This is a genomic window from Runella aurantiaca (assembly GCF_003339505.1).
Taxonomy (GTDB): domain Bacteria; phylum Bacteroidota; class Bacteroidia; order Cytophagales; family Spirosomataceae; genus Runella; species Runella aurantiaca.
This window is the reverse complement of sequence record NZ_QPIW01000002.1, coordinates 483,711-510,269: the sequence shown is the minus strand read 5'-3', so window position 1 is coordinate 510,269 and position 26,559 is coordinate 483,711. Positions and strand designations below refer to the sequence as shown.

The window sequence follows — 26,559 nt, the reverse complement described above, 5'->3', positions numbered from 1 at the left end:
TTACTTTCAACAAACGCAAAGCAGTTGCTGGAGCCAACCAAGAGGCTTGGTTTTTTATGTGTCAGATTCTTGAATTGTTTTGTGCCAAAAGTCCAATAACAACTAACCCGTCCTACTATATTTATCTAATCATAAATCATGAAAATCATTTTGTTCTTTATGGTCTCCTTATTGAGTCAATACTTCAGCTACGCCCAACAACCCCGCGCCAGAGAAATCGGAATTCCTTTTGAAGGTACAACGGGAAAATTCAATGCCATCACGGATGTAAAAGGCGTGGAAGTGGGCTATAGCACCATTATTTCTGGTCAAGGTAAAAATATACGCGGCAGAGGACCTGTCAGAACGGGCGTTACGGCTATATTGCCAAGAGGAAGAAACAATAAACCCGTATTTGCCAACTGGTATTCATTGAATGGCAACGGTGAAATGACCGGTACTACTTGGATCACCGAATCAGGTTTTTTAGAAGGACCGATAATGATAACCAACACGAATAGCGTGGGTGTAGTACGAGATGCTGTCTTGAAATGGTATGTAAAAACGGGTTGGTATAAAGAAGATTTTTGGTACACCTATCCCGTCGTAGCCGAGACTTACGACGGCTTTTTAAATGATATTTATGGATTTCATGTCGAAGAAAAACATGCCTTCGAAGCTTTAAATACCGCCAAGTCAGGCGTAATACAAGAAGGCAATGTAGGCGGTGGTACGGGTATGATGTGTCTGGGTTTTAAAGGAGGAACGGGTAGCTCTTCCAGAATTGTCAAAATTAAAGACTCCACCTATACGGTAGGCGTATTGGTTCAATCCAACTTTGGTGACAAAAAAAACTTCACCATTGCAGGCGTATCCGTAGGACAGGAGTTGAAAGATACTTTAAACTACCAGTTCAAAGCTCCTCCTTCCTACCAACCCGGCGATGGCTCCATCATTGTTGTGGTGGCAACTGATGCGCCACTGCTGCCGCATCAGTTAAAAAGAATCTCGGCGCGGGTTCCTATTGGCGTAGGCAAAGTGGGCGGTCGGGGTGAAAATGGCTCGGGCGATATTTTTATTGCGTTTTCGACCGCCAATCCCGCAGCATTTCAGCGTGAGATTTTCACAAAAGTAGACCAATTGCCCAACGATTTAATCAATCCTTTATTTGAAGCCACTGTGCAGGCTACCGAAGAAGCCATCATCAACGCCATGGTGGCCGCCGAAACAATGGAAGGTATCAACGGCAATAAAGCCTATGCCCTGCCACATAAAAAGGTGATTGATGTATTGAAAAAGTATAACAGAGTAAAATAAATTAACTTCTGGTCGAGATTTATGCAATGGATTATGATGCCTAAATCTTAAAAATCACGAACAATGAAACCAACCCAATCCATTAATTACCGCTACATCATTATTTTCTTTATCGTCTTCTTTTTGTGTGCGATTGTGGGTTTCTGGAACTCCTATTTTACCAGAATTTTTGACCAAGAAAACTACCGTATGCACACCCACGGCATGGCCCTTATCCTGTGGCTTGTTATACTGATCATTCAGCCGTATTTGATACGGACTAAAAAAGTGCGACTTCATAGAACACTCGGAAAATTCTCGTATCTGCTGGTACCGATATTGGTACTTACCACCCTGGACTTACTCAAATACAGTTTATCAAAGTTTGAACAGCTTGGAAGCACAGGTTATTTTTTTGTGGCGTTGGTGGTCAATGCGTTAATCGCATATTTGATTTTTTATGGATTGGCCATTTATCATAAACGCAAAGCCAACATCCACGCCCGCTACATGATTTGTACGGCGTTTCCGATGTTTACGCCCATCACCGACCGTATTATTGGCAATTACATTCCTTCGTTAATTGCCTATGTACCCACCATTGACAGAATGCCCGTTGTTCCCGTCATCGGGTTTCTAATGGCCGACCTGATGCTGCTGGGTTTATGTATTTGGGATGTACGTTCTAATAAACGGTGGAATGTCTTTCCCCTTGCCCTGCTTGTCTTACTATTCTACCATTTTTCAGTACTTAACTTTTATAAATACCCTTTCTGGCAATCATTCTGTGAGTGGTTTCATGCGGTTTAATGAGGGGTCGGAATTTACTATTAAATTATCTCTCAAAACCAATGGATGATGAAAACCCTGGCCTTCCTTCTCGCCCTCATAAGTAGTTTTGGCTTTGCCCAAAACCGACAAAGAATAGACAGCTTAAAATACGAATTGGCGATTGCCAAAACAGATACAAGCCGTGTGCTGATCATGGCACAATTATGTAATGGTTACCGCCCCTCAAAACCCGACTCTGCCGTATTTTTTGGAGAAAAAAGAATGGCATTGGCTGAGAAAATCAAATTTCCAAAAGGCATGATTCGTAATACCACTAATTATGGGCGTGTAATGCTTGATTTAGGAAATATTCCTAAATCATTGGCTATGCAATTCAAGGCGCTCCAAATGGCGAAGGAAAATAATTTGTTAGGAGAAACCGGACCATAGAGGTGGAGAGTGTGGAGGGAGAAGGAACGACGTTTACTATGAAGCTCCCTCTTTAAACGAAGGGTATTGTTACACTTTCCCAATGCTTCTTGGCTTTAGAATAGTACCCCCCTAAAATACTCACTTTCTTTTCCTACCATCAATTAGTATTGTTTTCTTTGTTTTTGTAAAATGCATAGAATTCTGTCCTCCCATTTTTCAACGCATATTTATCCATTTTTAAGTCTTAAAATTCTTTTTTGATGCAAAAAAAATATCTCATCGCGTGGCTGTTGTTTTTTACGATTTCAGCCAATGCTCAAGCCCAAAAGACTTTTACAGCGGCCGATTACGATCGTGCCGCCACTATGCTCATCCCCAATGCAACCAAGTATATTGACAATCAGATACAGCCGCAGTGGTTGTCCGATGGCCGACTTTGGTACCGTATTTTGACGGCCAATGAATCAAAATACGTGTTATACAATCCCGCTGATGGCAAAAAAAGTACGGCAAATTCAAAAAAAGAATTGTTGGAAGGCACAGCTGCCGCGCCCACTCCGCCCAAAATTTCCAACATAGAATCGCTGTCGCCTGACGGCAAAAAGGTTGTCTTTATCCGCAATTGGAATTTGTGGGCAAAAGACCTAAGTACCGGCAAAGAAACGGCCCTCACCACCGATGGCGTCAAGGATTTTGGCTACGCCACCGATAATGCCGGCTGGCGACATTCGGCCAAAGCCATTGTAAAATGGTCGCCTGATTCTAAAAAAATTGCCACTTATCAGCAAGACCAACGACATACCAAAAATATGTATTTGGTAAAAACAACGGTGGGAGCGCCCGAATTGGAAGAATGGAAATATCCCTTGCCGACCGACTCGGCCGTCATCAAAATTCATCGAGTCATTATTGAAGTGACCGACTCGCCCAAGGTGATTCGCCTGGCCTTAAATGCCGACGACCGACGCAGCACCCGGGGCGATGATATATCGCACAATGGCGAAATGGATGATGCGGACTGGAGCGATGACGGCAAGCAACTGGCTTTTGTATCCACGAGCCGAGATCACAAACAGGCTAGACTACAAATTGCCAATGCCGAAACCGGGGAGGTAAAGGCTATTTTTGAGGAAAAAGTAAACACCCAATACGAATCTGGACAGGGTGCCGTCAACTGGAAGTTTCTGCCGAAGACCAATGAACTTATCTGGTATTCGGAAAGGTCCGATTGGGGGCATTTATACCTCTACGACGCCACGACTGGAAAAGTTAAAAACCAAATCACTGACGGTAATTTTGTGGTCACTCGTATTCTGAAAATAGATGCTGCGCAACGGGTCATTTATTTTGAAGCGAAAGGAAAAGAAGCCAAACAAAATCCCTATTTCTCTTACGTATACCGGGTGGATTTCAGTGGAAAAAATGTAACGTTGCTTACCCCCGGTAATGGCCACCACACGATTAGTTTTTCGCCCGACGGAAAATATTTTACCGATACCTATTCACAATCAAACGTACCGCCCGTGACCGAAGTACGCGATATAAAAGGTGCATTGATTACTACCTTAGAGAAGACCGATATAACCCGTTTAAAAGCCATTGGCTGGACGCCGCCCACTCCTTTTAGCGTAAAATCAGCCGACAATAAATGGGATTTGTATGGCCAGATGTTTACTCCCTCCAACCTAAATCCTTCCGAAAAATACCCTGTGATTGTGTATATCTATCCTGGCCCGCAGGGCGGTAGCGTGGGCTCGTGGAGCTTTTTAGGAGCCACCAGAGATAATCAGGCGTTGGCCGAATTGGGCTTCGTGGTGGTGGTTTTGGAAGGCAGTTGTAACCCCAACCGCTCCAAATCTTTTCATGATGCCTGCTACGGCAATATGGGTGAAAACACTTTGCCCGACCAAATAGCGGGACTACGACAACTGGCCGAAAAATATACGTATTTGAATTTGAACAGCGTCGGTATTTGGGGACATTCCGGAGGAGGATATGCGACGGCTTCCGCGATGTTCAAATACCCTGATTTCTTTAAAGTTGGTATTTCGGAATCGGGCAATCATGAAAACAGAAACTACGAAGATGACTGGGGCGAACGATACATCGGATTGGAAACAAAAGGCGAAATGGGCGTTTCTAACTATGAACAACAGGCGAATCAGGTATACGCCCCAAATTTAAAAGGAAAATTATTGCTGGTGCATGGCGGCATGGACGATAACGTTCCTCCTTACAATTCTTATTTGGTGGCGGATGCGTTGATTAAAGCCAACAAAGACTTTGATTTTCTTATTTTCCCCAATGCGCGCCACGGCTACGGAGACAACACTTATTATATGATGCGTAAGCGGTGGGACTATTTTATACAACACCTTATGCAGGCAGTTCCTCCCAAAGAGTATCAGATCAAAATAACGCCCGACCCAAGAGCGAAGGAAAAGAATGATGAGTAGCCCACTAAACCCCGTGACTGTTTTACGATGAAAAATGCGTTCTTCCTTCTATTCACGCTCTGTTTGCTTCATTTGAAGGCAAATGCCCAAAAGCCAAAAGTAATCATCTTGGCCACTGGAGGAACCATTGCCGGAAAAGGGGCCAATCCAGACCGAGCCGCTTATGAAGCGGGGAAAATACCCATTCAGGATTTGTTGGTTGCCATTCCCTCCATCAATAAGTTGGTAGATGTACAGGGCGAGCAAATAGCCTCTGTCGGCAGTTACAAAATCACGATTGAGATTTGGTTGAAATTGGCAAAACGAATCAATGAAATAGTCACTAAAAATGAAGCGGATGGTATTGTCATAACGCACGGCACCGATACGCAGGAAGAAACCGCCTATTTTTTAAGCCTCACCACTGGTTCAGCCAAACCAGTGGTGCTTACTGGCTCCATGCGTCCTTCGACCACCATCAGCACAGATGGCCCCAAAAACCTCTACGATGCTATTTTGGTGGCGGCTGCTCCCCAAAGCCAAGGCAAAGGGGTGATACTGAGCTTTAATGAACGAATTTATGACGCAAAAAACGTAACAAAGATCAATACGCTTGATGTCAATGCGTTTGATTCACCCAATACTGGCCCAATCGGCAAAATACATGATGGTCAGGTGAACTACCACAACCAGCCCATCTCCACTGGCCCAAAACCTTTTTTTGACCTCAGTACAATTTCCACTTTACCCAGAGTGGAAATTGTTTCCATGTATGTAGATGCCTCTGCTGTACCCTTAAATGCACTGCTCAACGAAAACATAGACGGCATTGTGATTGGCGGTGTCGGAAACGGCCATTACAATCAAGCCGTTCAGGAGGCTATTCAAAAGGCAAAGTCAAAAAAAACCATCATCGTGCGTTCCTCCCGAGTAGTTTCAGGCAATACCACAATTGCCACCGAAGATGAGTTTAACGACGTTAAAATGAACACGGTAGCGGCCCTTGACCATAATCCTCAAAAAGCCCGGATTTTATTGATGTTGGCACTCACCAGAACGAAAGACCGAGAAAAAATACAGGAAATATTTCTGAATTATTGAAGCAACAAAGCTGAACATAAGTAGTATTCAGTAGGCAGTGTCCAGAGTGAAAAAGGTTTATTTAACTCATTGTAAAACAATTGTTTAAGTTGTATTTAGATCTTGAATTCAAGTATATGAGAAACGCTACCCTGCTCCTTCTTTCCTTCGCCGTTAGCTGTGGCCTCACCGCCAACACAAATGCCTACGCCCAGCACGACCACCACGTGGACGATACCAAAAACAGCCATAATCACCTCGCCCACATGCAGGCATCACGAAAACAAAACTTTTATATTCATAACCTCCCAGCCCCCAAGTTGATGACAGGAATCGGGGGCTCAAAAATGAAGATTGAGACCAAATCCGAAAAAGCACAACAGTATTTCAATCAAGGACTTAACCTATTGCACGATTTTTGGGATTTTGAGGCCTACCGCGCCTTCAAAGAAGCCATTCGGCAGGATTCTACCGCCGTAATGCCGTATTGGGGACTACTCCAAACCCCTGGCCCCGAGGAAGACAGCGTACTGGCAGGTCAGAAAAAAAATGCCGTAAAACAATTGAAAAAGCTACTTAAAACCGCCAACGAACACGAAAAGCTGTATGCCCAACTGGCGCTTTTGGACGATTCGCTCAAAGAAAAAGCCTATCCAGAAATGCTCAAAAAGTACGAGATGATTGTCCATAAATTTCCCGAAGATATTGATGCTAAGTTGTTTTTGGCCTTAGGTAAAATGAGCGGTTTTGACACTGATTTAAATCCCAACGATGGCATGATTTACAGTGAATACCTGCTACGAGATATACAACGAGCCGACCCCAACAACCACGCCTTTCATCACTATTGGATTCATCAGATGGAGCATTGTTGCCCTGAAAAAGCCCTGAAAAGTGCCGATTTATTGACCTCGCTCGCCCCCACATCAGGCCACATTGTCCACATGCCAGGGCATATTTACAACCGAGTAGGCGATTACAAAAAAGCCCACGATTCGTTTGTAGCGGCGGTAAAAGTGGATTCGGCTTACATGAAAAACGAGGGCATTCAGGAAGTGGACAACTGGAATTACATCCACAATATCAATTACTTAATTAATAATTGCGTCCACGACGGTAGACACAATGAAGCGTTGTATTATGCCGAAAAACTGAAAAGTATGCCCGTGACCAAAGAGCGAAAAAAAGCCTACGACGGTACGTTTTTTCAGCAAGGCACATTGGCACCCGCCAAAATGGAAATGGCGTTTGGATATTGGGACAAGGCCGCGGCGCAGTTGGAAAAAATTCTCGACAAAGACACCGTGTATAGTGTGTCAAACATGGATTTTAGAAATGGCTTGTTGCTCTTTTGCAAAGGCATGGATGCCCTTGCAAAAGGCAAACTCAATGAAGCCACCCAGCTCTCCAACAGTTTAGACGCTTTTTTGTGGCGCAACGAAAAACAAGCGGGAAAAGACAGCACCCTAAGCAAATGGCTACAAAACCCGCTGAATACGGCCTCTTTGGAACTGCAAGGTTGCCTCAAAAGCGAGGAGGGCAATTATACGCAGGCGATAAAGCTACTGGAAAAAGCCCAAAAACAAGAACTTGAGTTAGGCTACGGCGAACCTCCGCTGTATGCGCGTCCTGTGGCCATGAGCCTCGCCCGAACGCACGAAAAAGCAACCCAATGGGATAAAGCCCTTGAAACTTACACTTCACTGCTCAAAAGATTTCCCAATAGTGCCTACGTTTATCATGCTATGCTCAATGTGTATGTTCAGAAAAACGACACTGACAAAATCAAGGACTTAGAAATCAAGCTAAAAGAAGCCAGCAAGTATGGCGATAAAGGCATTTATGCCATAGTGAAGAAAAAATAATGACAGATTGTCTCTTGGCAGTGGAGATGCTCAAAAACGGATTATAGACACTTTTTCGGAGAACTCGGGCTGCGGTTTTTAAGCTGGTCAAGTAAGTTCTTTATGTAGCCTTCTTTTTTATCAGAAGGGCCGTTCTCCCATGGCCAATGAAACCCTAATCCTCCAGTTTATCCACCATGAAACGAAGTATCAAGACATTATTGATGGTCCTGTTTGGTAGCGCATTTGCCACTTTCTGCCACGCCCAAAATAAAGATTTAGAAACCATCAAAGGGCGAATCGTCACCGAATTGATGAGCAGCAACGTCAATGACAAGGCCATCGAAGCCATCATCGCCAAAATGAACGACGACGGCAGTTTTCAGGGAATCAACTACGCTGACCTCAGCCGAACCGCGAGCTTTCCGCACGGAGGCCACACCCGCGATTTGGTGTATTTGGCCAAAGCCTATAAAACCAAAACCTCCGCTTTTTATCAAAACAAAAAAGTAAAAGACCTGATAACGAAAGGATTGGAGTATTGGGTAAAATATGATTTTGTGGGTGACAACTGGCACGACAATCAAATCACGACGCCCACTAACTTGGGGAATCTGATGCTGGTCATCGGCGATGAATTGCCCAAAGACTTGGTAGAAAAAGCTCAACCCATGATTGGCCGCGCCAATATGAGCGCGTCGGGTGCCCGTCAAAGCGGCGACCGAATCGTGATTGCGGGGATTCTGGCCAAAAATTTACTCTTCAGAAATGATGCAAAGGAGTTTGACAACATCATCAAAATCATTGAAGGAGAAATGAAATTTGCGACGGGCGAGCGCGGCATTCAGCACGATTACAGTTTTCACCACCGCGTCGACCGCGTCAATAATACCTCCTCGTACGGCTACGGCAAATACGCCAACGCGTACGGCGAGTGGTCGTTTTATGTGGCTGGCACCAAGTATCAGTTTTCCAAAGAAAAAATAAACCAGCTCGTGGATTATTATTTGGACGGAATTTACAAACAAATGGTGTACGGAGTATACGAAGACATCAGCGTAAAAAACCGCAGCATTTCACAGAAAGTAGCTTCTTTTCAGCCGCAAAGCACCCTCGAAATCGAACGGGTTTTGGTCAGTACCGATTACCGTAAAAAAGAGTTGGAAGAAATCATTCGACTTCGAAAAGGAGAAGCGAAACCATCGCAATCGTTCGCCAAATTCTTCTGGCAAACCGAGCATTTTGTGTTTCAGCGGCCCGGGTTTTATACTACCGTCCGGATGTTTTCTACCCGCAACCGCAACATGGAAGAGCCCTACAACGGCCCAGGCAAAACCACCCATCATCGCGCCGACGGCACCAACTACCTGATGCTCAAAGGCGACGAATACCACAACATTTGGGCAGTGTATGATTGGCAAAAAATATCGGGCACCACCATCATGCAAAAGGCCAGATTATACGGTCCAGAAGACATTCAGAAAGAAGGGTTGACGAACTTTGTAGGGGCCGTGACCGATGGTTTGTACGGAGCCGTAGCCTTTGATTTCAAAAGCCCGCACGATATGACCGAAGCCAAAAAATCGTGGTTCTTTTTCGACGAAGAGTACGTTTGTCTCGGCACCGACATCAAATCAAAACCCGATCTGCCCGTTGCCACCACCATCAATCAGGTATTGATGCGAAGCGACGTAACCATCATGCAGGACGGCACCAAAAAGACCCTCCCGCAAGGCAACCGAGTGGCCGAAAAGGTGAAATGGGTTTACCACGACAAAGTAGGGTACATTTTCCCCGAGCCCACCACCATCAACCTGTCCAATCAGCCAGAAACGGGGCGTTGGTCGGACATTACGGACCAGAAAAACATCAGCAAAGAGGAGGTCAAAGAGGACGTGTTTAAATTGTGGTTCAATCACGGCAACAAACCCAACGGCGCTTCTTACCAATACATTGTGGTGCCCAATGTGTCGGAGCAACAACTAGCCGGCAGCGCGAATCGCTCCATCGAAATTCTTTCCAATACCCCTGATTTACAGGCCGTAAAGCACACAAACTTAGGAATTATTCAATTGGCTTTTTACAAGAACGGCGAAGTGGAAATTGCCAAAGGTTCAAAACTAAAAATGGACAGCCAAGGTATGGCAATGCTCAAAATGAACGGCAATCGACTGAAAGAACTCACCCTCGCCGATCCTTCCCGCAAATTAAGCCGCATGACCCTCACCGTGTCGGGCATTTACACCGCCAAAGGAGAAGGCTATTTTTCCGTCTCAGACAGCAAACAAAATACGACCTTATTGGTGGTGGACTTGCCGCAGGGGGTCTATGCGGGTAAAAGTGTGAGTGTTAAATTGTAGAAGGTTTTTAGCGCTGTTGAGGGTGTTTTCCACCCTCAATTTTTTATTAGAAGGGACTTGACGGGGAAACTAACTTAGGCTTCAAAGTATTTAAAATAACTTATAAGTTGCTGGAATGAGGTGGCGTAATTAACAGAATTCTTAATTTGACTTATTTTTGCAACCCTGCTCCACCCATATCTAGGATTTTGCTCAATGAACAATAATATTTTTCCCTTAAACTCTTTAAGGCTGATTTCTCGAACATCTTTTACTCTAATGTAGGCATTGTAATAATCATAAAAACCGTTCTTAAAAAAGTGCCACCAAATCATTGTCCCTATTAGTTCGATACTATCAACGTTGAACATTTTTCCTGCACTGTCAATGATAGTTACATGATTACTGTTGTAAAAAGGTACAGATGATTTTCTAACAATAAATTTTTCGTCATTTTTTATAAACATATCCGTATCCAAAAATACCATAATTGGCATTTTTATTTCGCTTTGTGAAATCTCTTTTGACATATAGGTAAAACGTACTTGTGAAAGGGAATTAGCGCCGTTGAGGGTGTTTTCCATCTTCCCCCCTTGCTTTTATTAACCTAAATATTCAATCCTCCTTCAATTGCAAATCAACTTTGTTTTTAGTGAAATACAGAAGAAGTCCTTTAAATCCCAAAATTGAACTTGTCTTAGCTTTGTCTTTATTAAGATCCGTCGAGGTAATGTATTCATCAATAACCCTGATTAATATTTCCTGATTTTCTAAAGGCAATTTTATGTCTCCGTATGGGTCGATGAAAAGTCCCGTCCATTGAGTGAACATGTTAAATATTTCAGCTAAATCAGCTAACTCCTTGCCTTCGAGTTTAAACAGGTATTCATTGTTATCAAGCCTATAAAAGTCTAATGCCATAGAATCATAAAATTACTGACATATAAAGAAGGAAAATTTAGCCTATCAGATTTTTTCAGGATTTTGACGATTATCCAAAATATTGAGAATCCAAATTTCTTCGTTCAATGAAGTATAGTACAACGAATAATAAGGAGGGACGGCAATTTTCCGGACTGAACGTAATCGCCCTACTCTCATGCCTAAACTTGGGTGAAGTTGAATTAAGTCCTGAACTTTATCAACTGATCCATAAATTTCTCAGCTACATCAGAAGGCCATGTTTCCAGTAGGTAATTGACAATCTCCCTAAAATCTTCTTTTGCGTTGGATTGCCAAATTACCTTTTTAGCCATTGCTTTGCTTCTTTCATTACGTCATCGTGCAAAATCCCTGTCCCTTCATCCGCGCTTTTTTTGGCCTGATTTAATCTTTCTAAGACTGTTTTTTCCTCATCTGTCAACTTTTGCTGCATAAACCAATCTAAAGACAGATTCAGGTCAATCAGTTCGGCAACGTTATCCAGGGCATCAATTTTCTTATGAATCTCCGCTTTCAATTCTAAAGTTGACATACTTTTGTTATTTTATTCTTTACCAAAGATAACAAAAAAGTTCTTTACAAATACCAATTACCCTTCCCTCAATTCCGCTTCCATCGTCATCACTCGCTCAATCAGCGCCTCTGCCATCTGCTCATGAACGGCATCAAACGGCAAAAGCGCCGCCCGCGTATTGGGCGTGCTGTAAATCCCTTGGCGGTGCAGAAGACGTTTGAAGAAATGAATCGAAATATCGAGGTGTTGGTTGGAGAAACTCAACACGGGGAGCAACCGATAAAACAAGGCTTCGGCTTTTTCGATTTCTCCCATTTTGAAATACTTATAAATCGTCGTATAAATCAAGTGCATGCCCGTGGGCATAAACGCGTGAACGCCGCGTTTCAGGCCCTCTATCATCTGCGTCACGGCCCAGCCACCGCTCAAATGCAGCTTTCCATCAGTCAATTCCAATATACGACTGTACTTCACACCCGCAGGGACAGTCTCTATTTTCAGACTGCGAAAAGCGTCTACTTCCTTGAAAAGTTCTACAATGAGCGCATCCGAGAGGCCCACACCGTTGGCATCCCAATCCTGCAACATGATGATTTCGGGACCGATGGCAGCCAAGTCATAAAATTGCTTTTTGAATTGGGTTTCGTTCTCAAACGGAATTTGAAACAATACATGTCGGCAACCCATTTGTACGTAGTGCCGTACCATTTCCTGTTGTCGGGCAGCGTTGCGTTCACCCGCGCCTGCAAAGATCGGAACACGTCCCGCCACTTCCTCCGTCACGATTTCCACCATGCGCAACCGCTCCGCTATTTCCAATGAATACACCTCCGAAGCCATTGCTGGCACCAAAAAACCCGCTACGCCTGATGCCAAACCATACTGTACATTACGTCGAAGCGAAGCTTCATCGACACGATTTTGCCCGTCAAAAGGTGTATTCAAAACGGTAATAATGCCCGAAACCGGCAAGAGTTCTTTCATATCTTACTGTTTCAACAACCAAACATCCGAAATCTTAGACTGCTTGCGCCAGTTCAAATGCGACTCTTCCGGCTCATCAAACGTCACGTGCAATTTCCCATCCTGCGTCAGCGAAAGCGGCACGATCCACTCTTTCACACTCTCGGTTTCGCGATTATAAACAGTCGGTTGCAGGCGATGGTTATCTACCCGCAACAAAGCTTCACCTTCGCCTACCACTCGGATAATGTAGCGCGCACCCGGTTGCAGATTGTCATAGACCAATTCAGGACATTTCTGAAATAACTGCGACGAAAGCCGCGTCCGACTGAAACCGTCCTGCCACCACGCCACGTCCGTCGCATCGTCGGAAAACGTCTTGACGCGTGGGCCTTTGGCCACGCTCGAAACATCATCGTAAAAACTTCCCGGGCCGGGGTTTTCCCACGTACTGATTGTTTTGAGTCGTTGCAATTTGGCTTCGTTGGAAGGCAATGCATTGATTTTCTTGAATTCATCGGCTAGCCACCAACGGTTATTGAGCGGGTAATCTACTAAATCCAATACAGCCCCGCGCTCGTGACTTTTGGCTTGATGCTTCTGTACGCTCGTTTGTAAGCCAATCGAAGCAAATAAATCGGCACACAGCTGCTCAATTTTCTGACGCAATTCGGGTGCAATATTTACTTTATCAGCTTTGTTCACCGTTTCCAACGCCGCTTGCATGGCCTTTTCCACACCAACTTTTGGAGCTTCCAACAATAGCGCATTTGCCTGTTTTTCAAGTGATTGCTCGTAGGTCAATCTGCGTTTTGTATAGGTATCATAATAGGCCCGCAGCAACAGCATCTGCCAGCGCCAGTTGCCTTTTAAGGCTGGATTCGTGGTTTCGAGATTTTTCCAAAATGCAAACGTCGCCTCTACGCCGCCGTTTTGAACGAGCGGCCCTTTCCAGTTATTTTCAAGCGCCGCAATCCCGTCGGCGGCGGATTCCGTAACGGTTTTCCCAAAAAAGAAATTCGTATAATCGGTCAAAATTTCTCGCACATCCGTCTGCGGATTCCAGCCGCGCATACTCCAAATTACTTTATTAATATCGTCGTGACAACCGTCGGAATAAGAGACAAACCCGTCGGTAAACGGTGCATAAGTCTGATGGATTTCGGCAAAGGCATACGGACGCGGATTGGACGCTTCACGCCCTAATGTCAGTGCATAAGCTTGGTCCCAACCCCGCACTGGAAACTCACAACGGACATTGTGCGTGATGTCGGGATACTCCCGGTGTTGGTATTTTTTCGGTAAACGAAAGCGCGTCTCCGCCATCGGCGGACTGCTCGGCCCTGAGACTACGCCCTGCAACCAATCAGGATTATTTTCGGCCAAATACCGATAAAAATAATCCACCTGCTCCACGCTGAAACCCTGCAACGAAATCCAGACTTTAGCTTTGGGATGGTATTTGGTGAGAATTTGGTATAGGTCTTTCAAAAACGGCATCACCTCGCTCGGATGGTTGTCGCCAGGGTCACCGCCGGGTACAAAAATATGGTCAAGGCGCGGACAGTTTTTATAAAATTCTTCGTGCAGTTTGAGTTCGGCGGCGCGTTTTTCTTTGTCGGTCAACTCAAATGTAACAGGTGTCCAAACCCAATAATCCATGTCATACAGTTGGCATAATTCCCCCATTTTTATACGCATTTCTGAGGCAGGAATCTTAAAATGCGGATTGGGTTTTTCATCTTCGTGAAACGGAATTCCTTCCACGGCATTGGCACCAAAAATGGCTAACTCCCTGAAATACTGTTCATACTGCGCCACACTCCACGCATCGTACGAGTTGGCGGTATGGCGATACCCCAACTGATGCCCCCGAATGGGATACGCTGGCGAGGAAGCAAAATCCACTTTAGTGTCCAACTGCGCCACGCCGTTTGCCAACTGAAGTTTCCGCAATAACCAACCTGTTCCAAACAAAACCCCGCGCGCATCGGCCCCGATGATCCACACAACCCCGCCTTTTTCGTTGGCTTCACTCACCACCCGAAAGCCTTCTGCCCGGTATTCTGCCCCACTTTTATCGTCTCGAACAGGAATGGTTTTCCCCAACAATTCACGGTCACCGGAAAGTACAAGCGCCACCGTAATGGCATTTGTTTTAGGCCAAGCAGTTGCTGTTTTAAGCGTTATATTTGTGCGCTTTGCAATTTCTTCCGTCAACATCCGCGCGGCGGTTTCCTTCATAGGCGATGGCACCGACGGCGCAACGATTATCGTCGCATTTTTGAGGGAAATAGGTTGCGCGTTCAGCGTCAGTACGCTGCAAAGAAGGAGGCTAAAGAGATAAAAAGTATTTTTAGAAAACATGGGTTTGTAAATCAAATGAATGTTGTTGTATTACTCATACGGTAAAGGTTTGGGCTATTGAAGAATATCAAAAGCCCTCTTTTGTCACCTCGCTTTGTCACCCTGTAAGGGCCTAAAACCCTATCAATGAAGCACAATAAATAAAAAAGGGACTAAAGGACGGCGGCCCGGTCCTGTCGTCGGCATGACAAGATGGACAATAGCCTTTTTCTCCCTAAAAAAGGTACTTCATATATCCCTCTTCCTAAACCTTCTACCATGAAAAAATTTACTCTATACCTCTGTTTTTTCACATTCTTCTTTACGGGAAAAAGCTCCGCCCAAAAAGTTACTCCTCAACCCATCGCAGCAGGGAAATGGCTCCAGACGTGGCTGTTGTGTGGGCCGTTTTCGTTGGAAAAACCCAAGGATGCGTTTCAACAATGGGACCATTTGGTGGGATTTAACAACGACTTTTTAGGCAAAATCGGCGGTGAAAAAAATCCAAAAATCAAGGCAGGCGACGCGGTCAAACACCCCAACGGCACCGCCAAATGGCAGCAGCATACCACTTCGGATTCCATCATTGATTTGAACAAAACCATTTCGCAGGAAGACAACATTTGTGCCTACGCCTACACCGAAGTGCAGGCTCCCGAAGCGGGCATTTGGTTTGTAACGCTGGGCACCAACGACGGCGGACGATTGTGGGTCAACGGGGTAGAAGTGTGGGATGCACCCGGCGCGCGCGGCCTGACCGTCGATGATGACGTCATCCCCGTTACCCTCAAAAAAGGCACTAACACATTGCTTCTCAAAGTAGAAGAGCGGGGCAATCGGTGGGAGTTCTGCGTTCGATTGTTCCCCTTTTCGACCCAAAAACTGACTGCGAACGGGGGCATTTTCAAAGTGACCACCAAGGAAAACGGCGAAGCCGAATTGGCTTCTGAGTTATCGACCACGGTGCTGAATGAATTGATCCAAAGTATTCAGTATTCCATCCGTGACAACCAAAAAAAGGTGGTGCTAGCCGAACAGAGAGGTCGCGACTTTACCCATCCGCTTAATTTAAAAATCAGTCATTTACAGCCGTTTACGGCGCAGGTTGACATTCAACTGAAAAACGGAGAAAAATTGATGCAACTCATCCCATTTGAGGCAGGAAAGCGCATTAATTACACGCTGTTTTCTCATAAAAAATCAAGTTATCGCATTGCGTTGGCTGCCACGGCCTCCGCTTCCGAGCAGTGGGCCGCGCAGGAATTGCAGCGGTGGCTGAAAGAAATCAGCGGGGCAGAATTGCCGATTCAGTCTTTAAATCAACCTTTCGACGGACCACAAATTGTGCTAGGTTTTAATGAGTTTATCAAAACAAAAACCGATGCTACCCCACCTGCCGAACTTGACGAATCGTTTCGTTATTGCAACACAGGACAGGATATTTTGATTTACGGCGGCAGTCAACGCGGCACCATGTACGGCGTGATGACTTTTCTGGAAAACGAATTGGGTTGTCGGTTTTATACGCCCACGGTGCAGGTCATTCCCAAAAGAGACGAGTTGGTCTTCACCCATTTTGACCATTCGGAAGCGCCGGGCGTACGGGTGCGCAATGATTTTTATTACGAAGCCTTTGACCCGACGTGGGCGGCACGCAACAAGATGAACGGTGCGATGAATCAGCGGCAACAGCCCGGCGGCGTGGAGGCATATTGGTCGGTGCACACCTTTTATCCGCTCATGCCGCCTGCGGAGTTTTTCGGTAAGCACCCGGAATATTACAGTTTGATTGAAGGCAAACGTACCCACGACCGCGCACAATTGTGCCTTTCCAATCCAGATGTGTTGCAAATCATCACCGACCGCATCAAAAAACGGATGCGCGAAAGTCCCGACTACCTGATCTATGATGTATCGCAAAACGACTGGTACAACCCGTGCCAATGCGATAAATGTCAGGCAATTGTGCAGCGTGAAGGCGGCGAATCGGGCATCAATATTTGGTTTGTAAATCAAGTAGCCGAGGCCGTGGAAAAGGAGTTTCCAAATAAATTTATCGGAACGTTGGCCTATCAATACACCCGCACGCCGCCCAAAAGCATTCGTCCGCGCAACAATGTCGTGGTGCGGCTTTGCAGCATTGAGTGCTGTTTTGCGCATGATTTCAAATCTTGCCCCGAAAATCAATCGTTTTTGCAAGACCTCAAAGGCTGGTCGACCTTGGCCCCGCACATGTACATCTGGGATTATGTGGTCAATTTTGGGCATTACATCATGCCGTATCCTAATTTCAAGGTACTGCAACCCAACATCAAGACCTTTCAGGAAAACAACGCCATCGGTATCATGGAGCAGGCGGCTTACCAGAGTCGCGGCGGAGAATTTGCGGAGTTGAAGGCCTACCTGATTTCCAAGTTACTCTGGAATCCGGAGTGCAACGCCAACGAAGTGGTGGATGATTTTATGGTTGGCTACTACGGCCGCGCGGGTAAGTACATTCGCCAATATTATGATTTGCTTCAGGGAAGAATTACCCCCGACACGCACATTCATTTGGGACTCAAACCTGATGATGTCATTTTCGCGGGCGATTTTGTCCAACAGGCCTCCAAGCTCTTCAAAGAGGCCGAAAAAGTAGCGGACAATGATGAAATTTTACGTCGTGTTGAAATGGCTTCGCTGCCGTTGTTGTACTTAAAATGCCGCAAAAACCCAACGTTTTCGCGGGTGGATGGTACCTATTTAAAATTCAATACCATTGTAAAAAGAGAAGGCATCACGCATTTCGCCGAAGAAGGAGCTCCGAATGTGGAGGCGTTTCATCATTGGGTAGAGAATGCGAAATAGGTATTTTGTCATGCTGAAAGCATCTAAAAAGCGCTCATTCTACGCCATAGATGCTTTCAGCATGACAAATAATACTGGCTTACAAAGCCAAAATCTCTTCCAAATTATACCCCTTCACTCGCACCGCTGGAGCTTTATTATCAGCATCTTTTTTGTAGCATTTCACACTGACGGTTTTGGTTTCACCCGGCAACAATGACACGTAGTTATCCGTCCAAAAAACGGGCAAAATCGCCGCGCCTTTGGCATCTTTGGCCAATTCCAGTTCGATGAAAAACGCCACTTTATCCGAAGGATTGGTCAGTTTTACGGCCACTTCGTACTCGTCGCCCTGCTCTTTGATGGCCTTTTCAGTTTGGAGTTTTACTTTGGGTAATGTATTCAATGCCGTAAAATCCGCGTATTGTTTTTGGGGTGTATAAAACCAAAAATACTGTTTCCAGTCCAGCTCATCGGTCTTCGTAGGCAGCCAATAGAAGTTATCGGCCACGACTTCACCGGCCGCATTTTTGAGTTTCAACGATAGGAAAAAGACTTGATTTTTACCCTGTAATGCAGGAAGTTGCAGCCATTTCTGAACGGTATTTTCTGCTACATCAAACGTTTGTTTTTGCTCAAAAATCACTTTTGAATTTTGGTCCAACAGCTTCACTTCCGCCTGATAGCCTTTGATGGCGGCACGGGTGTCGTTACTCACATGAAGAGTACGATTGAAATAATCATACACCACGTTGAGCGGTTGAGCGGCTTTTTTGGTGCCGTAATACGCGCCCGTCGGCATCAGGTAATAATCGTACAACTGCCAATAAAACTCTGGCCACGGCGAATTGAGCATCCACTGCACTACGCCCGTAGCCGTAGGGCGATTGATAATATGCGCCTCAAACATGGGACGAATCGCTTCGTAGTTCATCAACTGCGCTTTCATCGCCAAATCGTCCAAATTGGTCGGTGTGCCGTATTTGTTGTTGAGGGCTTTGAGGTATACCCCCATCGTATTGAAGTCTTTACGTCCCGAATGATAATTCCACATTTTGTTGTCGGCAGGCCACAAATCCGCTTCAGGAATCATCTTTTTGATGCTTTCTACGGGCGGAATCTGCGGGCCGGGGCCCACTTCGGAATTGAAGCCATAAGCACCGCCCAATTTTTTATCTTCATACCAATACACCGGCGGCACGTATTCGTACGGCCCGTTCATTTTCATACCCGACGAGCCCGAAATCGTGCTCACAAATGCCCCCGACGATACCAAAAACTCCCGCGTGGGGTCATATTTTTTCAGGGTCTCTTGGTACATTTTTTCCAACGAAGGCTTCGGCATGGCATCGCTGCCGCCCGCCCACGTGAAGATGCTTGGGTGATTGCGCAGCCATTTCACTTGGTCGCGGAAATAGTTGGAAAGCAAAATCTCTTCCTGCGGCGTGAGTTTTACCGCGTACAGATCCACGCCTTCATTGATAGGTAAGTTTTCATCGCCGGGTTTTATTTTCAGCTCCATGCCCAGATAATCTGGCCATTCCCACTGACAACTCCAACCGACCATGAGCAGAATTCCGTTTTCGTCGCAGAGGTCATAGAGGTGATGATTGTTGCCCCAAATCCCCTCAAAACGCAGCGAATTGAGGTTCATTTCTTTGACGTAACGCAATTGCGCTGCGTCTTTTTCGGGCATGAACCGCAAAAACAAATCGTCTACCCAACCCCCGCTTTTGATGAGTACGTCGCGGCCGTTGACCTTGTAGCCGCGTACGCCTTTGTCGTTGAGTGCGGTTTCAATTTTTCGTACGCCAAATTTTGTGGATTGGCTGTCTTGCACCGTTCCTTGCTCTTTGACCTCCAATTCGAGTTTATACATCGCGGGTTCTCCCAAGCCATTCGGCCACCAAAGGCGTGGGTTTTTGAGGTTCAATTGCGCAAATTCCTGCGGTGTAAACTTCACTTCCTGCCGCTCGTTGGGGGCCAATTGGACGGTTTTCTTAAACGTAATGTCTTCTATTTTGCCCGAAACTTCTACCGTTTTGGCTTCGCTGCCGTGGTTATGTACTTCGGTACTGACGGTTACGCTCGCTTTGGCTAGGTCTTTCGTATCTACATCGGGGGCTACAAACGGCGCATTAAGCGATACTTTACCCGAACGTTTAAGGCGAATGTCGCGGTAAATACCCATGAAATGATCGGGAGGTGTGGGTGCCCAATCGACGTAACCCATGTAAAAATCTCGAACTTTGGGCGGAAAAATCTCCACCAAAAGCGTATTTTCTCCCTTTTTGGCCGCTTGAGTAATGTCCAGATCAAACTGACGAAATGCGCCAAACAGCGTATCCTGCGTGGCGATTTGCTTTCCGTTTACCCAAAAATTTGCGCGGTAATTGATGCCTTCTACCAACAATCGCAATTGTTCTTTTTGCGCATCAAAGTCTTCAACGGTAAAGGTATTTCTGAACCACCAGTTGTTTTCAAAACGGGCACGCGGCACTTTTTCCAGGTTCTTTCCTACAAACACATCCTTGTACTCGCCCGCGTCAACCAAAGCACCCAAAACGGTGGTGGGCAACGTGGCTTTGTACCATTTGTCGGAAGCGTTGATTTTCTCCGAGAGGGCTTTGGCATCGCCTGTTACTTCTTTGGAGGAGGCAATCATCCAACCGTCGCGGAGGGCGCGGTCTTCAATGGTGATTTTTGACCCACAGCTTGTGAGAAATAATAGATTAACTAAAGAGGCAAGAAGAATTTTGCAATTTTTATTCATAATAGTTCGCAATATTTCCTTAACCGCAATGGGCACAATGGTTAACCGCAATAGGCGCAAAGAGAAAAAATTGCGTCTATTGCGAAATTCTATTGCGTCCATTGCAGTAAAATTATTAAATAACTTCACTTTGAACTTTTCGGATGGCTTCCGCGAAGGACTCCATATCTTCTTTGGTTCCCAACATCGCGTGTTGCAAAATCCACACGGCTTCGTCGCTGCACGCGCGCTCCGCCACGGGACAATGGACCTGCGTATAGTCTACATCGTCAGGAATGGCGTAGCACATAAAATTCTTGTTTTGAAACAACGGCTGTTTGTACAACGGATGCGGGTAGCCTCGGAAACATGGCACGCCCTCTGCCGCCAAACGCTCCACAAATTCGGTTTTGCTCAGTCCGCCAAAGTACGTTTTGTCATATTTGAAAATATAAATATGGTAGCAGTGCAGGGTGATGTCTGAATCGCGTTTTAACGGGGTAACACCGTCGATTTGGTCCAACAATTGGTTCAAATATAGCCCATTTTCGTTTCGTGTGAGGGTCTGCGCCTCCAAGCGTTTGAGTTGAGCGGAGAGCAATACCGCCTGCATTTGCGTAATGCGGTAATTACAACCTGGATTATAGTGGTCGTACCATTGTCCGCCTTCGATGCGCCCCACGTTGCGCAGGGAGTTCATCATGGCGTAGAGTTCATCATCGTCGGTCACCACAATTCCACCTTCGCCCGCCGTGAGGTTTTTGGAAGATTGAAAACTAAAACTGCCCACATCGCCGATGGAGCCTAGTTTTTTGCCTTTGTATTCAGCTCCGTGCGCGTGGGCGGCATCTTCAATGACGCGCAGATTGTGACGTTTGGCAATGTCCATGATGGCTTCCATGTCGCAGGCCTGTCCACCGAAATGCACGGGAATAATAACTTTGGTGCGCGGCGTAATGGCGGCCTCGATGGCTTGGGGGCTAATGTTGTACGTATCGGGGTCCAAGTCAACAAAAACGGGCACGCAGTTGGCTTCGATGACCGTGGAGGCCGTGGCAATGAACGTATAAGGCGGTACGATGACTTCATCGCCGGGCTTTACGCCGCAGGCAATCAGCGCCAACCGCAACGACACCGAGCCGTTGACGCAGCTAACGGCGTACTTACTGCCGCAATACACGGCAAATTCTTTCTCAAACGCCTCGACCAAATCGCCGCAATCGGGATTTCCCCATTTGCCACTCCTGACCACTTCGGCCACGGCTTCTACTTCGGTTTCATCAAATATGGGCCAAGAAAAGATCTTCTTGACGGTTTTTTCGGCTATTTCCACTTTATTATAATGGGTTTCTTAGTATAAGCTATAATACTGTTTTGGGGGCGTTTTGGGCTATTCTTTTACTCAGCGCCTTTTGATTAACCACAGGAGCGCCTGCCGCAGAGAAACTGAGTTACACAGAGAAAAACTTTGTGCAACTGTGTGACCCAAAATACACCTTAAAGTAGCCTTTTTTTTCGATAAAACTGTATAAACTACAAACGACACTAAACCTTTAAAATACCTTCTTTCAAGATGAAAAACAAACAACTCTATTTTGCGATGCTCATGGTAGGAATGGCGCTCGGGACGGCCTGGGCCATTCGCGGACAATTCGGTCACGAACACGGCGCTGCTTGGGCGGGGGCCATTGGTTCGTTGAGCGTTTTGCTCGTGGCCAAACGTGCCGATTGGTACGCCAAAGCCTTTGCCGCTACCCTTGCAGGGGCTATTGGCTGGGGCTTGGGCGGCTTGGCGAGTTATGGAATCGTGGTGGGCTACGGGCGCGGAATTGAGCTTGTAAACGTCTATTACGGCTTGCTGATGCTGTTTGTGATTGGAGGTTTGTACGGTTTTGTAGGAGGTGGTTTGTTTGGATTAGCGTTGGAAAATTCAGCTGCTAAGCCCGTCAAATGGCACGAAGTAATCATTGAAATGGTGGTTGGGGCGATTGTTTTTTACTTCTTTATGATTGAAGAATTTGAATGGCGCATGACCCCACCGCGCTCCGAAATGTGGGCGGCTTGCTTTGGCTCGGCCGTGGCTTTGACGTGGTATCTGGTCCGAAATAAGCATTATTCAGCCTTGCGCGTGGCCGTGTTTACAGGATTGGGCGGCGGCTTTGGCTTTGGTTTTGGAAATTTTCTGCAAGTACTTGGCCATATTTCGGGCATTAAGTTCAATTTCTGGAACGTAATGGAATATTCGTTAGGCTTTTTCGGCGGACTCGGCATGACTTACGGCACGCTGACTTCTCAATGGGAAAAGACCGACGATGCCCAACCCAAATCTAAGGTTTGGTTTCCGTTGCTGATGGTGGTGTTGGTGATTCCATTTATTGTCTGGGATCAATCCTTTGACTTAGAGCGCCTTCAGGGTATTTTTAGTAAGTTGGCTTTGGCCGAAGACAGCCCCGTACTGGTGGGAGTACAATGGACTTCGATTGGTTTGGTGGTGGCGTTTACGGCCTTTTGGTGGGTGCGTTTTTATCAAAACAAACCTAATCCGCTTGCTTACAGCGCCAACGAAATTTATACCCTTTTCCTCGGTCATTGGGGGCTGTATGTGATGTTCAGCCTGTTGGTGACGGGTGCTTTTATGAGTGGTTACCGCATTGAGCAGTATCTCTACATCGTCAATTGGGTCATCGTGGCCCTGTTGATTGGAAAAGCCCAACCCGAGTTTAGCGCCAAACCACTTGCGCCCAAGAAATGGGGCGTCAATTTCGGCATTTTGCTGGTCGTTTTTGCGCTCCTGACGCTCATCCTCATCAACTCCCACGACGAGTTGAAAGGCGCCCAAAAGCGCTTTGGTGTACCGCCGCCAGTGGAGGAAGCGAAGTGATAAATAGTCTTAAAAAACAAAAAAAGCGTTGGAAAACCGACGCCTTTTTTGTGGGGTTTTGTCGTTGGATAAGTTTTTTGATTTTGTTGAGTAGAAGCCCACGTCATTTAGTTTACTATTTACAACAATATCAAAATAATTAACCTTTCAATACTTTTTTATGGCTCGTAGTTTTACTAGGGTATTGGTTTCAGCGGCAAGAGCAGGAGCAAGGGCTTCACGAAGATATGAAGCTGCTCAACGTAGAGAGGCTTCCGCCAGAGCAAGGCATCAAAAACAGCTAGAAAGAGAATACGTTAAATTTGAGAAAGAAAATGCCAAAAGAGCAAAACAAGAATATTTAGAATTAAGAATCGAAGAAGCCTTAGAATTAACTAATGAGGATAATGAAAAATTTTTCTATTTGAATTCTGGGATTATTAATGAAACTCTAAGAATAGATGATACAATTAATTTTGAAACTCTAAAACCAAAATATAAGGCTCCATCTGAAGAAATACCTGAAGGTATGCTTGTTTTTCCAAATGAACCAGAAGAAGAAACGTTTATTAATTCTGTTGGAAAAATGCCTATATGGGGATATTTATTTAAATCTTCAAAACAAATTTGGATTGATAAAATTGAGGAAGCAGAATCAAATTTTAAAGCAGCATATGAAAAATGGAAATCAGAAGTAAGTAAAAGAAAGAATGAAATAGAATTATACAAAAGAGAATTGCAGGAGATTAAAAAAAAGTACGACTTAGATTTTCAAAGGAAATGTCAAGATGTAGATGATTTTAAAGCCTCTTATTTATCAGGAGATGAAGAATCGGTTTCAGCTTATGTCAGTATTGTTCTTGAAAACTCTGATTACCTTTTTGATTGGGACCGAGACTTCAAATTAGCATACAATAAAGATGCAGGAGAGCTTTTAATAGAATTTAAATTGCCCAATATTGATATAATTCCTAATGTTTTGGAGTACAAATATATCAAAACAAAAGATGTTATTGAGGAAAAGTTTAGAAAGAAAGCTGATATTGATAATTGTTATAAAAACCTGGTTACAAGCTTGGCGATTAGAACCATACATGAGGTGATAGAGGCTGATCAAGGAGGGTTTATTTCAGTAGTAATTTTTAACGGATTTGTTGAGACTATAGATAAAGCTAATGGAAAAACTATTTTTCCAATTCTTTTAAGCATATCTGTTTCTAAAGATGAATTTGCTAACATAAATCTTTCAAGAGTTGAGCCTATACAATGTATTCAGAGTTTATCCGCCAAAATATCTCCCTCACTAAGTGGACTTTTTCCAGTTAAACCTATTAAAGAGTTTTCAATGGTAGATAAAAGATATGTTACAGAACAAGATATAGTTTCTTCTCTCAGCAATAGACCCAATTTAATGGATTTAAACCCATTTGAATTTGAAAACCTTGTTACAAACCTATTTTCAAAAATGGGACTTGAAACAAAACAAACGAGGTCATCGAAAGACGGAGGTATTGATGCTGTTGCTTTTGATTTACGCCCTGTTCTTGGTGGAAAAATTGTTATTCAAGCGAAGAGGTATAAAAACTTAGTCGGAGTTTCAGCAGTTAGAGACTTGTATGGTACAATGATAAATGAAGGTGCTACTAAAGGGATTTTAGTCTCAACAAGTTGGTATGGTGCTGATGCATATACATTTTCAAAGGATAAACCCATAGAATTAATTGATGGAAGTGGATTATTGTATTTATTGGCTCAAATCGGTGTAGAAGCCGAAATTATTATGCCAGATCCTATTTAATTCATCCGTATTTATCCTTATTTTCTCTAGTTTTCTCATTGAAAGCCCCCCCCTTGACCTGTGTCCCCGTAGACCAAGGGTGAGGAATACTCCGAGGTTTCCCCCCTAAAAAAAATCTCAAAAAAAATTGCGTAGTCAAATAGCTACGTATATATTTGTAGTCAAATGACTACACGATGAACTTACGACGAGACGTATTTCAAGCCATCGCCGACCCCACACGGAGGGCTATTCTGCTGCTGGTGGCTTCGCAAGCTATGACGGCGGGGGCCATCGCGGCCAACTTTGACACCGCCCGCCCGACGGTTTCCAAACACCTACAAATACTCACCGAGTGTGAATTGCTGCAACAACAACAAAACGGCAGGGAAATCTACTACCACCTCAATGCGCTGAAAATGAAAGAAGTAGATGATTTTATTGAGCCCTTCCGCCAAATGTGGGACGACCGATTTAACAAATTGGAAGCGATTATGAAAAATTACAAAACAGAAAAATAAAACAGCATGGAACAAAAAACAAAAATCCACGCCGAAGACGGCAAACAGGACTTGACGATTACGAGGGAATTTGATTTGCCCCTAGAATTATTGTTTAAAGCCTACGAAGAGCCCAACATTGTGGAGCAGTGGATGGGAACGAAGGTGCTGAAATTGGAGAACAAAAAGCACGGCAGTTATCAATTTGAAACCACCGACCCGAAGGGAAACAAACACGGTTTCAACGGCGTAATCCATGAATTTGTGCCAACCGAGAAAATCACCCGGACGTTTGAAATGGAAAATACCCCCGCTTCGGCATACCGATTTCCCATTCAGTTGGAGTTTTTGGAATTTGAAAAACTCACCGATGCCACCAGCAAACTCACTATGCATATCCTTTATCGCTCCGTGGCCGACCGAGACCAAATGCTCAAGTTACCCTTTGCGCAAGGCATCAACATGGCTCATAACCGAATACAGGACATTCTAAACCCATTAAAATAATCCATTATGACAAAACGGAATAAAATCATTTACTGGATAGCTACTGTCTGGTTGGCCTTGGGAATGCTATCCACTGGAATTGTACAGTTATTAAAAATGAAAGAAGAAGTGGATATGTTTGCTCATTTGGGCTATCCTGTGTATTTCCTAACCCTGCTAGGTATTTGGAAACTATTGGGAGTGGTAGCTGTGCTTATTCCCAAATTTCCGTTAGTGAAAGAATGGGCGTATGCAGGCTTTTTCTTTGCCATGTCGGGAGCGGTATTTTCACATATTTTGTTGGGTGATTCCCCAAAAGAGCTGTTCGGCCCGTTATTGTTACTAATCCTGACGGCGGTATCGTGGTATTTCAGACCCGCCGATAGAAAAACCAATTTTGTTGCTCAATAAATAGTC

Annotated in this window: 20 protein-coding genes; 13 read left to right on the top strand and 7 right to left on the bottom strand. The window is 45.0% G+C overall.

Annotated features, from left to right (window positions below; all coding sequences use genetic code 11):
• Nucleotides 1-138 precede the first annotated feature (138 nt).
• The 7 genes from DVG78_RS05240 to DVG78_RS05210 all read left to right on the top strand — a co-directional run bounded on the left by DVG78_RS05240 (nt 139) and on the right by DVG78_RS05210 (nt 10,197).
• Entirely contained in the window at nt 139-1,296 is a 1,158-nt protein-coding gene (locus DVG78_RS05240; protein ID WP_114459982.1) for a DmpA family aminopeptidase, read from the top strand.
• 63 nt (nt 1,297-1,359) lie between these two features.
• A complete protein-coding gene (locus tag DVG78_RS05235; protein WP_114459981.1) occupies nt 1,360-2,085 on the top strand; it encodes a hypothetical protein in 726 nt (241 codons plus the stop codon).
• Nucleotides 2,086-2,130: 45 nt separating this feature from the next.
• On the top strand, nt 2,131-2,496 hold the full coding sequence (locus tag DVG78_RS05230; protein ID WP_147276996.1) for a SusR-related protein: 366 nt from the start codon (nt 2,131-2,133) through the stop codon (nt 2,494-2,496).
• A 242-nt stretch (nt 2,497-2,738) separates the two neighbouring features.
• Nucleotides 2,739-4,934, top strand: a complete 2,196-nt coding sequence (locus DVG78_RS05225) for a S9 family peptidase (protein WP_114459979.1) — start codon at nt 2,739-2,741, stop codon at nt 4,932-4,934.
• Nucleotides 4,935-4,961: 27 nt separating this feature from the next.
• Nucleotides 4,962-6,014 carry a type II asparaginase gene (locus DVG78_RS05220; RefSeq protein ID WP_114459978.1) on the top strand — a complete coding sequence of 351 codons (1,053 nt, stop codon included), beginning with the start codon at nt 4,962-4,964 and terminating at the stop codon, nt 6,012-6,014.
• A gap of 116 nt (nt 6,015-6,130) precedes the next feature.
• The gene (locus tag DVG78_RS05215; protein ID WP_114459977.1) at nt 6,131-7,858 is read left to right on the top strand and encodes a tetratricopeptide repeat protein; all 1,728 of its coding nucleotides are present in this window, start codon (nt 6,131-6,133) and stop codon (nt 7,856-7,858) included.
• A 176-nt stretch (nt 7,859-8,034) separates the two neighbouring features.
• Nucleotides 8,035-10,197, top strand: coding sequence for a polysaccharide lyase family 8 super-sandwich domain-containing protein (locus DVG78_RS05210; protein WP_114459976.1), 2,163 nt, complete (start codon nt 8,035-8,037; stop codon nt 10,195-10,197).
• 74 nt (nt 10,198-10,271) lie between these two features.
• Here the strand turns inward: DVG78_RS05210 and DVG78_RS05205 are convergent, their stop codons facing one another.
• The 5 genes from DVG78_RS05205 to DVG78_RS05180 form a co-directional block, all read right to left on the bottom strand.
• On the bottom strand, nt 10,272-10,760 hold the full coding sequence (locus DVG78_RS05205; protein ID WP_114459975.1) for a hypothetical protein: 489 nt from the start codon (nt 10,758-10,760) through the stop codon (nt 10,272-10,274).
• Nucleotides 10,761-10,791: 31 nt separating this feature from the next.
• Nucleotides 10,792-11,097, bottom strand: a complete 306-nt coding sequence (locus tag DVG78_RS05200; protein WP_114459974.1) for a hypothetical protein — start codon at nt 11,095-11,097, stop codon at nt 10,792-10,794.
• Between the two features lie 319 nt (nt 11,098-11,416).
• Nucleotides 11,417-11,650: a hypothetical protein gene (locus DVG78_RS05190; protein ID WP_114459972.1), complete on the bottom strand. Its 234-nt coding sequence runs from the start codon at nt 11,648-11,650 to the stop codon at nt 11,417-11,419.
• A 57-nt stretch (nt 11,651-11,707) separates the two neighbouring features.
• Nucleotides 11,708-12,616, bottom strand: coding sequence for a dihydrodipicolinate synthase family protein (locus tag DVG78_RS05185; protein ID WP_114459971.1), 909 nt, complete (start codon nt 12,614-12,616; stop codon nt 11,708-11,710).
• 3 nt (nt 12,617-12,619) lie between these two features.
• Complete coding sequence (locus DVG78_RS05180) at nt 12,620-14,962, bottom strand: hypothetical protein (RefSeq protein WP_114459970.1); 2,343 nt, start codon at nt 14,960-14,962, stop codon at nt 12,620-12,622.
• A gap of 258 nt (nt 14,963-15,220) precedes the next feature.
• On the opposite strand from DVG78_RS05180, the gene DVG78_RS05175 reads away from it, so the two are divergent.
• Complete coding sequence (locus DVG78_RS05175) at nt 15,221-17,788, top strand: glycoside hydrolase family 20 protein (protein WP_158549970.1); 2,568 nt, start codon at nt 15,221-15,223, stop codon at nt 17,786-17,788.
• 79 nt (nt 17,789-17,867) lie between these two features.
• On the opposite strand, the gene DVG78_RS05170 is transcribed toward DVG78_RS05175, so the two are convergent.
• Together DVG78_RS05170 and DVG78_RS05165 are read right to left on the bottom strand one after the other, a co-directional pair.
• Nucleotides 17,868-20,540, bottom strand: coding sequence for a glycoside hydrolase family 2 protein (locus DVG78_RS05170; RefSeq protein ID WP_114460058.1), 2,673 nt, complete (start codon nt 20,538-20,540; stop codon nt 17,868-17,870).
• 115 nt (nt 20,541-20,655) lie between these two features.
• Nucleotides 20,656-21,852 carry a DegT/DnrJ/EryC1/StrS family aminotransferase gene (locus tag DVG78_RS05165; protein WP_114459968.1) on the bottom strand — a complete coding sequence of 399 codons (1,197 nt, stop codon included), beginning with the start codon at nt 21,850-21,852 and terminating at the stop codon, nt 20,656-20,658.
• 240 nt (nt 21,853-22,092) lie between these two features.
• Here DVG78_RS05165 and DVG78_RS05160 point away from each other — a divergent pair, with 240 nt between their 5' ends.
• From DVG78_RS05160 to DVG78_RS05140, 5 genes are all read left to right on the top strand, one after another.
• Nucleotides 22,093-23,400, top strand: a complete 1,308-nt coding sequence (locus DVG78_RS05160) for a hypothetical protein (RefSeq protein WP_114459967.1) — start codon at nt 22,093-22,095, stop codon at nt 23,398-23,400.
• Between the two features lie 160 nt (nt 23,401-23,560).
• Nucleotides 23,561-25,177, top strand: coding sequence for a restriction endonuclease (locus DVG78_RS05155; protein WP_114459966.1), 1,617 nt, complete (start codon nt 23,561-23,563; stop codon nt 25,175-25,177).
• A 176-nt stretch (nt 25,178-25,353) separates the two neighbouring features.
• Entirely contained in the window at nt 25,354-25,677 is a 324-nt protein-coding gene (locus DVG78_RS05150; protein WP_114459965.1) for an ArsR/SmtB family transcription factor, read from the top strand.
• A gap of 6 nt (nt 25,678-25,683) precedes the next feature.
• A complete protein-coding gene (locus DVG78_RS05145; protein WP_114459964.1) occupies nt 25,684-26,163 on the top strand; it encodes an SRPBCC domain-containing protein in 480 nt (159 codons plus the stop codon).
• Nucleotides 26,164-26,169: 6 nt separating this feature from the next.
• Nucleotides 26,170-26,553, top strand: a complete 384-nt coding sequence (locus tag DVG78_RS05140; protein ID WP_114459963.1) for a DoxX family protein — start codon at nt 26,170-26,172, stop codon at nt 26,551-26,553.
• Nucleotides 26,554-26,559 lie beyond the last annotated feature (6 nt).